The 13,646-nt window shown below is 66.5% G+C and carries 9 protein-coding genes; 6 read left to right on the top strand and 3 right to left on the bottom strand.

Features of this window, described 5'->3' with window-relative positions:
- Positions 1-131: 131 nt before the first annotated feature.
- From ACYVJ8_RS11150 to ACYVJ8_RS11160, 3 genes are all read left to right on the top strand, one after another.
- Positions 132-2,729 carry an N-acetylmuramidase domain-containing protein gene (locus ACYVJ8_RS11150; RefSeq protein ID WP_460712336.1) on the top strand — a complete coding sequence of 866 codons (2,598 nt, stop codon included), beginning with the start codon at positions 132-134 and terminating at the stop codon, positions 2,727-2,729.
- Between the two features lie 208 nt (positions 2,730-2,937).
- Positions 2,938-3,936, top strand: coding sequence for a tRNA dihydrouridine synthase DusB (gene dusB, locus ACYVJ8_RS11155; protein WP_460712338.1), 999 nt, complete (start codon positions 2,938-2,940; stop codon positions 3,934-3,936).
- A 345-nt stretch (positions 3,937-4,281) separates the two neighbouring features.
- Entirely contained in the window at positions 4,282-4,608 is a 327-nt protein-coding gene (locus tag ACYVJ8_RS11160; protein ID WP_460712340.1) for a hypothetical protein, read from the top strand.
- A 6-nt stretch (positions 4,609-4,614) separates the two neighbouring features.
- On the opposite strand, the gene ACYVJ8_RS11165 is transcribed toward ACYVJ8_RS11160, so the two are convergent.
- Positions 4,615-5,673: a metal-dependent hydrolase gene (locus tag ACYVJ8_RS11165; protein ID WP_460712342.1), complete on the bottom strand. Its 1,059-nt coding sequence runs from the start codon at positions 5,671-5,673 to the stop codon at positions 4,615-4,617.
- A 198-nt stretch (positions 5,674-5,871) separates the two neighbouring features.
- On the opposite strand from ACYVJ8_RS11165, the gene ACYVJ8_RS11170 reads away from it, so the two are divergent.
- Positions 5,872-6,570 carry an RNA polymerase sigma factor gene (locus tag ACYVJ8_RS11170; RefSeq protein WP_460712344.1) on the top strand — a complete coding sequence of 233 codons (699 nt, stop codon included), beginning with the start codon at positions 5,872-5,874 and terminating at the stop codon, positions 6,568-6,570.
- Between the two features lie 75 nt (positions 6,571-6,645).
- Positions 6,646-9,081, top strand: a complete 2,436-nt coding sequence (locus tag ACYVJ8_RS11175) for a protein kinase domain-containing protein (RefSeq protein WP_460712346.1) — start codon at positions 6,646-6,648, stop codon at positions 9,079-9,081.
- Positions 9,082-9,582: 501 nt separating this feature from the next.
- Here the strand turns inward: ACYVJ8_RS11175 and ACYVJ8_RS11180 are convergent.
- Both ACYVJ8_RS11180 and olsF read right to left on the bottom strand, forming a co-directional pair.
- On the bottom strand, positions 9,583-10,410 hold the full coding sequence (locus ACYVJ8_RS11180; RefSeq protein WP_460712348.1) for a UDP-2,3-diacylglucosamine diphosphatase: 828 nt from the start codon (positions 10,408-10,410) through the stop codon (positions 9,583-9,585).
- On the bottom strand, positions 10,407-12,131 hold the full coding sequence (gene olsF / locus ACYVJ8_RS11185) for a bifunctional ornithine lipid synthase OlsF (RefSeq protein ID WP_460712350.1): 1,725 nt from the start codon (positions 12,129-12,131) through the stop codon (positions 10,407-10,409). Before olsF ends, ACYVJ8_RS11180 begins: the two co-directional genes overlap by 4 nt.
- A gap of 224 nt (positions 12,132-12,355) precedes the next feature.
- Here olsF and metK point away from each other — a divergent pair, with 224 nt between their 5' ends.
- Positions 12,356-13,573: a methionine adenosyltransferase gene (gene metK / locus ACYVJ8_RS11190; RefSeq protein WP_460712352.1), complete on the top strand. Its 1,218-nt coding sequence runs from the start codon at positions 12,356-12,358 to the stop codon at positions 13,571-13,573.
- Positions 13,574-13,646: the final 73 nt, after the last annotated feature.

Raw genomic sequence — 13,646 nt, forward strand, 5'->3', positions numbered from 1 at the left:
CATCCTGGCATGCAAATTCACGCCCACACATCGCCGTAGTCGCGGCATGCTTCACTGCGCAGGAAGCGGATGCCATCGACGGCACGGCGCCCGCGTGAAGGATGTCGACGGATCGGAGCAGGGAGACGCACATGAGCATCGCACCCCGCAACAACGCGGCCGACAAGCGCCGCATCGCGGACCAGTCCTGGCTGGATTTCGCCCTGGCACTGGAATTGGACCCGGCCACGTTGCGCGCGCTGGCGCAGGTCGAGTCGGAAGGCGACGGCTTCCTGCCGGCGCCTTCGGACAAACCCAAGGTCCTGTTCGAAGGTCACGCCTTCCATCGCCTCACCGGTGGCCGTTACAGCCGCGAACATCCCGACCTCAGCTATCCGAAATGGAGCGCGCGCAAATACGCCGGCTCGCTCGCCGGCGAGTGGCGCCGGCTGGAGGCAGCATGCCGCCTCGATCGCATCGCCGCGCTGCAGTCGGCGAGCTGGGGGATGTTCCAAATCATGGGATTCAACTATCCCTACTGCGGTTGCGCCGACGTCGAGGCCTTCGTCGCCCAGCAATACGAAAGCGCGACCCGACAATTGGCACTGCTGGTCAAGTTCGTGTCGCGGCCGCCGTTTTTGCCGGCGCTGCGCAGCCGCAACTGGAAGGCCTTCGCACGCGGCTACAACGGACCGGGCTTCGCGGCGAACGGCTACGACAAGCGCCTTGCCGACGCCTACGAGCAATGGCAGGACATCCTGGCCGATGAGCGCGGGCGCAAGCGCAGTCTCCGCAAGCGCGCGACGTTGCCGCCGGGACGCCAGGGTTTTACCCCCATCGTCGAAATTCGCCGCGAGAACCTGCGCCGCCGCAACGTGCGCCCCGACGCCGTCGATCTGCGCGACTGGGAATACCGCCCCAACATCGCCATCGCGCCACGCGACGCGATGATGCCCAACGATCCCAAGCCGGTGAAGCAACAGGGACAGACCAACGCCTGCACCGGTTTCGCCTTGGCCACGGTGATCGAATACCTGCTCGATCGCGCGCAGCGCCCGGTCGAGATGATGTCCGGCTTCATGCTCTACAGCATGGCGCGCCGCTACGACGAGTGGGCCGACGAAGGCGACGAAACCGACAGCGGCTCGTCGCTGCGCGGCGCGCTCAAGGGCTGGTCGCATCATGGCGCCAGCGCCGAACGCCTGTGGCGCAACCTGCAGATGCCGAGGGCCAGCAACGATCAGTCCGACTGGTGGCTCGACGCGGTGAAGCGGCCGATGGGCGCGTACTACCGCATCGACCCGAAGAACATCCGCGACATGCACGTCGCCCTGACCGAAGTCGGCGCGATCTACGCCAGCACCTACACGCATACCGGCTGGGACGCATTGCTGCGCAGCGCGCGCTCACCGGCACCGACGGCCATCGGCGAAATCCCGGTCATGCAATCCGGCACCGGCGCGCGCGACCAGGGCCACGCCTTCGCGATCGTCGGCTATACCTGCGACGGCTTCGTCGTGCAGAACTCATGGGGACCGGCCTGGGGCCGCGGTGGTTTCGCGGTGTTGCCCTACGGCGACTGGCTGGCGAACGCGATGGACTGCTGGGTGGTGCAACTGGGCGCCCTCACGACCGAGCACGAGCACGTCGCCCGCGCCCCGTCGCTACGCACCGACGCCGCCGGCAACGTGCAGATCTCGCGCAACGCCACCCTCGCCTATCACGAGATCGCACCGTTCGTGATCGACATGGAGAACGAAGGCCGGCTCAGCGACCGCGGCCGCTTCCGCACCACCCCCGACGATCTGCGCCTGCTGGTCGAACATCACCTGCCGCACGCGGCCACGCTCTGGAACGCCCACCGCGACGGCCACATCGACATCGCGCTGTACGCACATGGCGGCCTGACCAGCGAAGACACCGCGGCCGAAACGGCGCGCGCGTGGATCCCATATCTGTACTCGAACCGCATCTTCCCGATCTTCCTGATGTGGGAAACCGGCGCGTTCCAGACCCTGGGCAATCTGTTCGAGGACGTGGTGCGCGGCGAAGCCGAAAAAACCGGCGGCGAGCGCTGGACCCGCTTCAAGGACGAACTGCGCGAGTGGTGGAACGAACGCCTGGAAGGACTGGCGCGCCAGCCCGGGCGCCTGCTGTGGAACGAGATGAAGGACAACGCACGCGACATCTCCGAAGCCCGCGACGCCGGCGTGGCGCAACTGCTGTCGCTGCTACGCCGCCCGACCACACGCGCCAGCCTGCCGCCGCTGCGCCTGCATTTGATCGGTCATTCCGCCGGTTCGATCGTCCAGTCGCACCTCGGCGCCGCGGCGCTCAAAGCCGGTTTCGACGTCGCCTCGGTGAGCCTGCTGGCGGCCGCGGTCCGCCTGGACGAATTCGACCGCAACCTCGGCGCAGCGATCGCTACTCGCCGCATACCCGTCTTGCTCGCCAATCTCACCGATGCCGCCGAGCGCGCCGACGACACCTGCAAGCCTTACGGCCATTCATTGCTGTACCTGGTGTCGCGCTCGTTCGAAGGACACAAGGAAACGCCGATCCTCGGCATGGAAAAACACCTGATCCCCGCCCTACCCACACACGCCTGGGGCGGCCAGATCCAACAGTTGCGCTGCCCCGGCTTCAGCTGGCGCGCCGGTGAAGCCGCCACCCGCGCAACTACACACGGCGGCCTCGACAACGACGAAGCTGTACGGGCCGCGGTCGCTTCCTTCATCAACGGCCGCTGACGCACTGCTCTTTTTTTTGAAGCACCCGCGATATGTCAGGAGAGGACGGCGTTGGTGGGCAGGCGTGACTGTCAGCGGCATGGATGCCGCTGACAAGCCTCCATGGACGGATTCACGGCGTGTCACGACTGCCCACCGGCGCCGGCCTCTCTCCCGGGCAGCTCGAGCTTTCGTGGCTCAGCGGCCGCGGCAGCCTACAATTCGCCCCATGCGGATAGGCCCCTTCGACATCGCCCCCCGCGTGCTCCTAGCGCCCATGGCGGGAGTCACCGACAAACCCTTCCGGGTGCTATGCAAGCGCCTGGGCGCCGGCCTGTGCGCGTCGGAAATGACCACGTCGGATCCACGCTTCTGGAACACCGCGAAATCCCGCCACCGCATGGATCACGACGGCGAACCCGCCCCGATCAGCGTCCAGATCGCCGGCACCATCCCCGAAGTCATGGCCGAGGCCGCCCGCTACAACGTCGACCACGGCGCCCAGATCATCGACATCAACATGGGCTGCCCCGCGAAGAAGGTCTGCAACGCCTGGGCCGGCTCCGCACTGATGCGCGACGAACCCCTCGTCGCACGCATTCTCGAAGCGGTCGTCAGCGCCGTCGATGTGCCGGTTACGCTCAAGATCCGCACCGGCTGGGCCGCCGAACAGCGCAACGCCCTCACCATCGCCCATATCGCCGAAACATCCGGCATCGCCGCACTGGCGGTGCACGGCCGCACCCGCGACCAGCAATACACCGGCATCGCCGAGTACGACACGATCGCCGCCATCAAGGCCGCCTTGTCGATCCCGGTGATCGCCAACGGCGACATCGATTCGCCACAGAAGGCCGCCCAGGTACTCGCACACACCGGCGCCGACGCGGTGATGATCGGCCGCGCCGCACAAGGCCGCCCATGGATCTTCCGCGAAATCGCGCACCACCTCGCTACCGGCGAACTGCTGCCCCCGCCGTCGCTAAGCGAAGTGCGCGACATCCTGCTGTCACATCTCGAACAACTGCATGCCTTCTACGGCGAACAAGCCGGCGTACGCATCGCCCGCAAGCATCTGGGCTGGTATGCGAAGGATCGCCCCGAAAACGCGACCTTCCGCGCCGTCGTCAATCAGGCTGAATCGGCGGATGCGCAGCTGCGGCTCACGCGCGAATACTTCGACGCATTGGCGGCGGGCATCGCACCGCAACTTCCTGCGGCCGCTTGAATCAATTTGGCGACATGATTCGTGCCGCACGAAGGCACATGACCAAAGTCATGCGTGAAGGTCGCAACTGAAACGAAAATCTTTCGACGCGATGCGCAAATGCCCGCATCGCGGCGCGCGCGTTGATCGTTGTTGCTGTATCGATGTGCGCGCATTGTCGCGACGACCACGAACCTTGTTCCTGCCGCCGAAAGTAATAACGTCCTATGGGCGATGTAATCGCATCGCGCGTTTGCAGAATTAGGCAGTACGGGACCGCCCCCCACAGCGACGTTAGCCGCAGCCGTCCCGGGCGTTTCTCGTCGAGTCAGCACATCGACGATGCACTCAACAGGAGGCAACCCCATGAACACTAGGCTCACAATCCTAGCGGCCGCATTGATGGCCATCTCGGCTCCGGCGCTGGCCGGCGGCAACCCCTGCAAGCAGCTCGCCCAGGAAACCGGGCTCAGCGAGCGCAAGGTCAACATGCTCCTCGGCGTCCGCACCTCGTTCGCCGAGTATCCCTACACTTACGACCGCAGCCTGGCGAAGCTGCGCAAGGCGATCGGCGAAGGCCGCTACGATCAGCTGATGAATCGTGGCGAATTGATCGCGGCCTCGCCCGATACCAAGGCGCGCGCAATGCTGGCAGTGCTCGAAGAGAATCGCCGCAGCGCCAACACCCCGTAACCCCACTCACGGCTCGACAGCCCGGCCAGCCTCCGAACGAGCTGCCGGACGTGACTGCGATGTCGGCGGCGCTTGCCAAATGCGCCGCCACATCGCATCGAGCCGGCGTCGGGCTTCCCACGGCCAGGCCAGCTGTTGCGGTGGAATTTCCCGCCAGCCCGCGCCGTCGCGCTGAGCCACCGCGAAGCGGAACGAATAATCGGGCTCCGAGCCCATCCGCAAGTCCGACAAGACCAGCAGGCCGTGCCGCTGCTGCGCCTTCATGAATCCGTGGTTGAACCACAGCAGGCGCTCCACCGCGCGATAGTTCTTCACGGACTTCAGCGCCGCGGTGTCGCTGCGGTACTCGTGGAATTCCATGAGTCCGCGATCGGCGACCAACGAGCGCTCGCCCTCGACGAATCCATTGGGCGTGAGCGCCACCACACGCCAGAGCAGGACGTTGAACGGCATCGGCGTCGAAAAGTGCGGCGTATCGCCCAGGCCGCGCGCCGCGAGCGCCTGCTCGGCGTCGCGCTCGACCTGCCGCTTCGCCACTTGGGAAAGTCCCAGATACGCCACTGCCAGAAAGAGGCCGGCAACGAGCGTGCGCTGGGCCACGAGACGCTCGCGCGCGAACCAGGCCACTACGCACGGGACGATCAGGCACAGACTGAATACCGGATCGATGATGAAAAGGCTCGACCACATCGCCGGCGCCACCGGCAGCGGCCACAGCAACTGGGTGCCATAGACGGTGAAGGCGTCCAGCAGCGGATGCGACAGCAAGCCGAACTGGAATATCCAGAACCATCGTCCTGGCGCCTGCGCCACGCGCCCACCGCGGCCGCGAAACCACGCCCACAACATCCAGCCGACGAACGGCAACAGCAGCAGCGAATGGGTCACGCCGCGATGCCAGACCATGCGCGAGACCGGATCGTCGCTGAGCAGCAGCGGCAATACGTCGAGATCGGGGATCGTGTTGAGGGCGGCGCCCGCCAGCAGCGCTGCGCGACGCTGCGAGGCTGGGGCCAGGGCCGCCGCAATGGCGCCGCCGACGAAGAGGTGAGTAAGTGAGTCCATGCATCGATGCTACCGGCGCCCGTGACCTCTAGCCAGCAAAGCGCAGCCCCGCGCCAGGCCCGACGGCACGAGCGTTAGGAATTCCGAAAGCCACGTCACCCGATCCGGTACTGGCATGGAAGCGCCGCACGGACTCTGCTTGACGCCTGTTCCCGCTTGGGGCACCGCGTGCGCAGGCACGAAAGGTGCAGGAGTGAAATGACGCGGTTCGCAACGACACGCTGGAGCCTCATCTTCGATGCACGCGATCCAGGCACGTCCCGGCGCGCGCTCGAGGAAATCTGCCGGGCCTATCGGGCACCCGTGCTCGCCTACGTTCGCCGCCACGGGTACTCGCACGCCGATGCGGAAGACCTAACCCAGGAATTCTTCGCCCGCTTCCTCGAAGGCCGCTGGGATGCCGATGCCGATCGCGACCGCGGGCATTTTCGTGCCTTCCTGCTGATCGCGATCCGCCGCTTCCTGATCAGCGCCCACGACGCCGCGCACGCACTCAAGCGTGGCGGCACGATGCGCGCCGATGGCGGCCATGCGCTGGAACTGCTGGAGGCGCCCGACGGTGAGAACCCGGACCAGGTCTTCCAGCGAGCATGGGCGATGACCGTCCTGGAACGCAGCTACGTGCGCCTGCGCGAGGAAGCGGCGCGCGCCGGCAAGAGTGCGCTGTTCGAACAGCTCAGTCCCTTCCTCGGCGAGCGCCCGGCGGCTGAGGATTACCAGCGCATCAGCGATGCCACGGGCTTGCGCGCCAATACGGTCGCGGTGGCCGTGCATCGGCTACGCGCGCGGCTGCGCGAATGCGTGCGCGAAGAACTGGCGGATACCTGCGGAGGACCGGAAGCCGTCGAGTCGGAACTGCACGATCTGCGCGATGCGTTGAAGCACCTCGACAGCTGAGATGAACTGCGATCCGCGCGCACGCTCTGACCCCCACAGGCACAGGAAGCCATCCGCGACGCATGCGTCGTCGCCATGACGCCGCGCGACACGCAGACACCCCGCGCGCCGGATCCGGGCCTGGTGCGCATGGCGTTCGGGCTGTCGACGCACGAGTCTCCCGGGATTCTGCTTGAGCGCGGCTCGCGCACGGATTCGCCGACGCTGGAACTGGACCTGGGGGATTCGACACAGCGCCATTTTGGTGACTTCGAGCTGCTGGAGCGGCTGGGGGAAGGCGGCATGGGCGCGGTCTATCGCGCACGCCAGGCATCGCTGGATCGCGAGGTCGCGATCAAACTGCTCTCCGCCGGGCCCTGGGCGTCGCAGGACTTCATCGCGATGTTCAAGTCCGAAGCGCAGAGCGCCGCGGGGCTGCACCACCCCAACATCGTCGCGGTGTACGCGATCGGCGAGCAGGATGGATTGATCTACTACGCGATGGAGCTGGTCCGCGGCGAGACGCTGGATCACTGCCTCGATCGCGTGCATGCGATGCCTCCCCGCGATGCGTGCACGCTGGTGCGGACCATCGCCGAAGCGGCCGACTACGCGCATCGCCTCGGCGTGCTGCATCTCGATCTGAAGCCTTCGAACATCCTGCTCGACCACACCGGGCAACCCAAGATCGCCGACTTCGGCCTGGCCCGACGTCTCGGCCACAGCCTGAGCATCGAGAACGAACAGGTGCTCGGCACGCCCAGCTACATGGCGCCAGAGCAGGCCGACCCGCAACGCGGAGTGCTGACGCCCGCTACCGACGTGTGGGGGCTGGGCACGATCCTCTACGAATGCATCACCGGCACGCCGCCGTTCCTCGCGCCCACGGCAGAGGAGACCTTGCGCCTGGTACGCGAAGGACGCGTACGCCGGCTCAGCCGCAGCGCCGACGTGCATCGCGACCTGGAGTCGATCTGCCGCAAATGCCTGGCGCGTTCGCCGCTGCAGCGATACCTCACCGCGCGCGCGCTGGCGGACGACCTCGGCCGTTATCTGGAAGGCCGACCGGTCCGCGCGCGCCCGCTCAATGTCTGGCAGCGCTTCGGCCATTGGACGCAACGCGAACCCGCACTGGCCTTCGCCGTTGCCGGGGCGGGCCTCGCACTGGTGTCCGGCATCGTGGCGACGTCGTTGCAATGGCAACGCGCCGAGCGCAACGCCGCAGCCACGCGCGAGGTCAACCGCTTCATCAACGATGACCTGCTCGCCATCGCCGATCCCTATCGCATGGACGAGGACATCGGCGACGTGTTGACACGCGCCGAGGAGCGGCTGGACGAACGGTTCCCGGATCAGCCCGCGGCGCGTGCGCAGATCGGCCTGTCCATCGGTCGCGCCTGGCTTGGACAAGGGCACTGGCGACAGGCACGCCTGCGGTTGGAGCGCACTTACGCGGACGCCCGTCGTTCGTTGGGCCCGGCCGACCCGCAGACCCTCGACGCCGCCGAATTCCTGGCCCTGGCGCTGACCTACGACGCGCAGTACGCACGCGCCGATACGCTGTATCGCAACCTGCTGCCGATGCTGTCGCACCAATACGGCCCGGACAGCACTCGTACGCTGCGCGCGCGTCGCGAACACGCGATGATGTTGTACGAAACCGACCACTTCGAATCCGCCGTGCGCGAACTGCGCGGCTTGCGCAATGCCTCGCTGAAGTCACCGGCCGCCCTGGCGGAGATCGATGCGACGCTCGCCGATCTGTACACCGAAACCAACCGCTGGGACGAGGCACTCGCCGCGCTGCAGGATGCATTGGCGCGCTCGAAGCGCCAGCTCGGCGCGGACCACCCCGAATATCTGTGGCGACAGGTTTCGCTCGGCGACATGCTGATGATGCGCGGCGAGTATGACCAAGCCGATGCGCTCTTCAGCCACATCCACGAAGGCCTGGTCGAGACCATCGGCGACAACCATCCGCGCACGCTGACGGCTGTGCACTACCTCGGCTTGATCCGGCTGGAGCGGGGCCAGCCGGCGAAGGCACTGCCGCTGCTGCAACGCGCGTTGGCTGGGCGCATGCGCGTGCAGGGCGCGGATCACAACTGGACGCACTACTCGATGAATCGCGTCGCCGAGGCGCTGGTCGAACTGGGCAAGCCCGATGAGGCGATTCCGCTGCTGCAGCAGGCGTTGAATTCGGTCGACCGCAACGGTCGACGCCGGCAGGCCTATGTGATCCTGCTCCTGGATACGATGGGCCGCGCGTACCTGAAGAAGAATGAGCCTGCGCGCGCCGAACCCTATCTTCGCGAAGGGCTGGAGTTGGCGCGCGACACCCTGCCCGCCAACAACGTCCGCCGCGGCATCATCGAACGCAGCATGGGCCAGCTGCGCGCGAGCCAGCATCGTTACGGTGAAGCGCGCGAGCATTACGCCGTCGCCTTGAAGATCTTCACCGACGGCTGGGGAAGAAATCACCCGTGGGCTCAAGACCTGCGTACCCGCGTGGCCGCGCTGCCGCGTTCGTAGCGCGGCTTTTCATGAGCTTCGTCAGGGCACTCTTGCTCACCGAAATGCGGTAGCCATGCGCTCCCGCTGCGGGCAGGCGGTGCCGGTGGGCAGTCGTGACACGCCGTGAATCCGTCCATGGAGGCTTGATCGGCGGCATCCATGCCGCCGACAGTCATGCCTGCCCACCGGCACCGCCTGCCCGCCCCACACATCTCGGATGCTTTGGCAAAAAAAGCAAAGCACTCGCTGCGCTCGCCCCTCACACCCCAAGGGTGCTTCCGTCGGGGCGTCTGCCCTTCGGGCATCTTCTCCCCGCACGCGGAGAGAAGAAGAGCCAAGGGCTTGCGTTGCGTGTGCTTTCGGCGAACAACGGAGATGTTTGGGGGGAGGGCGGTGTCGGTGGGTCTGCGTGACTGTCAGCGGCATGGATGCCGCTGACAAGCCTCCATAGACGGATTCACGGCGTGTCACGCAGACCCACCGGCACCGCCCTCCCACTGGGAAGCCCAAAGCGCAACGTCAAGCAGCCTGCGGCAATCCCCGCTCGTCTACGCTCAAAACTAGCCGCGGCGGCAACAATGCCAAGGTTTCGCCGGTATGCGCGAGCAAGCGCAGCGTGCCATCCGGATCCTCGGCCAATGCCGTCAGGCTCTCCACCCAGTCGCCGTCGTTGGCGTAGACACAGCCATCGCGCTCGAAGAGCCCCGCACGATGGATATGCCCGCAGACGATCCCGTCCACGCCACGACGCTGCGCATCGTCCAAGCCCGCCTGCACGAAACGGGCGATATAGCGCTCAGCCGCACCGCTCTGGCGCTTGAGGAACTCCGCTAGCGACCAGTAGCGCAGCCCCACGCGCTGACGGCAGAAGTTCAGCAGACGGTTCCCGGTAAGAATCCGGTAGTACAGCCAGTCGCCGAACTCTTCCTGCAAACCACCGAAGTGCGTGACCGAGTCATAGTCGTCGCCATGCACGACGAGCAAACGGCGGCCGTCGGCGGTAACGTGGATGGTGCGACGCCGGATCGCCATGCGCGGCAGCACCAGCCCGCAGAAACGCCGCACTGGACGATCATGATTGCCCGGGACATAGATGATCTCGGTCCCCGCACGGCGCAGCGCATGCAGCGCCTCGACCACGCGGTTGTGCGCGTCCTTCCAGATCGCGCGGCGCGACGCCAGCCACCACAGATCGACGATGTCTCCGACCAGGTACAGACGATCGCAGCGCAATGCCGCAAGGAAATCGGCGAATTCCGCCGCGTGGCAATGCTTGGAGCCCAGATGGACGTCGGAGACGAATACCGCGCGCCGACGAGGAGCCAGCGGCGCGATAGCGGACGTCATTCGGTCACCTCGGTCGCGCGCGGCTCCGCAGGAGTGAGGTAGCGCTCGCGCTTCTTCGGACGCAGGCAGCTCATGTCGACCTCGATCAACCCGTCGACGGAATCGCTGAAGGCCGGGTCCACGCCGAACGCGAGGAAGCGCGCCCCACCCGGCTCGCACAAGTCCGTGTACTGCTTGTAGAGCATCGGCAGGCTGGCGCCGAGCGCATCGAGATTGTTCTTCAACACGCGGAACGCCATCGCCGCGTCGAGGTCTTCGCCAAACTGCGGTGGCGCCGCGCGGTACACGAAGGGCTGGCGCGATTCCGCGCAGCGCTCGCCCGCGCCGTAATAGCGCGCGTAGTAGGCGACGATCTGTTCGCGCGCCTCGATCGGCAGCGCGGCACTGATCGATACCGGTCCGAACAGATAGCGAACCTGCGGATGCCGCACGAGGTACGCGCCGATGCCCTGCCACAGATAATCGATGCTGCGGCTGCCCCAGTACTCGGGCGCGACGAAACTGCGCCCCAGCTCCATGCCCTGGCGCAGGCGCGGCAGCGCGTCCTGCGCGTAGTCGAACAGCGAGGCGGTGTAGAAGCCGGCCAACCCGCGTTCGGCCAGCACCGCGGCGCCGCGGGCGAGACGATAGGCGCCGGCGATCTTCGATGCCGCGTCGTCCCACAGCACGATGTGCTCGTACCAGCTGTCGTATAGATCCACGTCCAGGCGATAGCCCGTGCCCTCGCCGACCGCGCGGAACGTCGCTTCACGTAGACGCCCGATCTCGCGCAGCAACGGCGAGCCGGCGGACAGGCGCCCGACGCGGATGTGCTTGCCATCGAAGGTGCGGCCCAGCGATTCCATCGCCTCCACCCCGGCGCGCACCAGCGCGGGATCGACCGCGTCGATCAGCGGCTCCGGCCCGATCGGCGCCGGGCGTTCGTGGCGGGTACCGATCGCATGCAGTTCGCGCCGCACCTGGCGCAGCAACTCGGTCGCCTTGCCGTCCTGCGGCAAGCGCAGCGGATGGCCGATGCGCAACGCGATCCGCCGCGCACCGCGGGCGAACATTTCGCGCGCCAGCAAAGCGGTCCCCGCCGGCTTGAACAGCGCCGAAGCGCCGTAGAACAGCGCGGAATTGCGCGTTTCGATGCGCACCGGCAGCACCGGCGTCGCGGTCGTGCGGGCGAAGCGGAGGAAACCGCGGCGCCAGCGGCCGTCGGTCACGCCACGCAGCCCCAGCCGCGCGACTTCGCCGGCCGGGAAGATGATCACGCAGCGCTCCTCGCGCAGCGCCTGCTCGATCCCCTGCAGGCTCTCGGCGCTGGGCTTGCCGCCAAGGATGCGGATGGGCAGCAGCAGGCCCGAGAGCGGGTCCAGCGCCGACAGCAGATCGTTGGCGATGATCTTGACGTCGCGCCGCACCTGCCCGACCGCGTCCAGCAGCGCGAGCGCGTCCAGCGCCCCGGACGGATGGTTGGCGACGATCAGCAGGCGGCCGCTGGCGGGAATGCGGCGCAGCTCGGCCGCTTCGACGACGTAGCGCGCCTTGAGGAAATCCAGCGCGGAGCGGACGAATTCGAAGTCGCGCAGATGGCCGCTGGTGGCCAGGAACCCGGCAATGGCGTCGAACTTCGACCAGCGGCCGATGGCGCGCAGCAGCGGCCGCGCCAGCGTCGCCCGGCGCCCCCGGAACCAGTGCGGAAACCGTTGTTGCAGCTGTTGCTCGAGCTTTTGCATTGCCGACTGCCCCCTTCCGGGCGGCAGCCTGACGATGCGATGCGACAGCCAGGCTGCGGATCTATGACAGCCAGATGATCGTTAGGCAGCAGGTAATGGCTTTTGATATTCCCGGCGGCGCCTCGAAGCGCACAATGAGCCCTTCATGCACCGGCCAGCTTGACGCTGTATCATGCGCGGCCATCTTTTCATCCCCATGAAGGGATTAATCAAGGAAAGCCTCGATGTCCACCAGCTACCTCTTCACCTCCGAATCCGTTTCCGAAGGCCATCCCGACAAGATCGCGGACCAGATCTCCGACGCCGTCCTCGACGCGATCCTCGCGCAGGACAAGCGCGCCCGCGTGGCCTGCGAAACGATGGTGAAGACCGGCGCCGCCATCGTCGCCGGCGAAGTCACCACGTCGGCATGGGTCGACATCGAAGCGCTCGCGCGCAAGGTCATCAACGACATCGGCTACAACAATTCCGAAGTCGGCTTCGACGGCCACACCTGCGCGATCATCAACATGCTCGGCAAGCAGTCGCCCGACATCAACCAGGGCGTCGACCGCAAGAAGCCGGAAGAACAAGGCGCGGGCGACCAGGGCCTGATGTTCGGCTACGCCTGCAACGAAGCCCCGGAATTCATGCCGGCGCCGCTGTACTACTCGCACCGCCTGGTCGAGCAGCAGGCCAAGGTCCGCAAGAGCGGCAAGCTCAAGTGGCTGCGCCCGGACGCCAAGTCACAGGTCACCCTGCGCTATGAAGGCAACAAGGTCCTCGGCCTCGACGCCGTCGTGCTCTCGACCCAGCACGATCCGGACATCAAGCAGAAGGATCTGATCGAAGCCGTGCGCGCGGAAATCCTGGTGCCGGTGCTGCCGAAGAAGTGGCTGGAAGCGCTGTCGAAGAACAAGGTGCACATCAACCCGACCGGCAAGTTCGTCATCGGTGGTCCGGTGGGCGATTGCGGCCTGACCGGTCGCAAGATCATCGTCGACAGCTACGGCGGCATGGCCCGTCACGGCGGCGGCGCGTTCTCGGGCAAGGATCCGTCGAAGGTCGACCGTTCGGCCGCTTACGCTGCGCGCTATGTCGCGAAGAACATCGTCGCCGCCGGCCTGGCCGACAAGTGCGAAGTGCAGGTGTCGTACGCGATCGGCGTGGCCGATCCGACCTCCATCTCGGTCACCACCTTCGGCACCGGCCACATCAGCGACGACAAGATCGAGAAGCTGATCCGCAAGCACTTCGACCTGCGCCCGTACGGCATCACCAAGATGCTGGACCTGGAGCACCCGATCTACCAGGCGACCGCCAGCTACGGCCACTTCGGCCGCAAGCCGAAGGAAGTCAGCTACACCGACGGCGCCGGCAAGAAGCAGAAGGCCACCGCCTTCTCCTGGGAAAAGACCGACCGCGCCGAAGCGCTGCGCAAGGACGCCGGTCTCAAGAAGTAACCCCGCCTTTCCTTCTCCCCGCCTGCGGGGAGAAGGTGCGCGAAGCGCGGATGAGGGGGAACGGGCCGCAACG

Source organism: Lysobacter terrae (genome assembly GCF_054782215.1).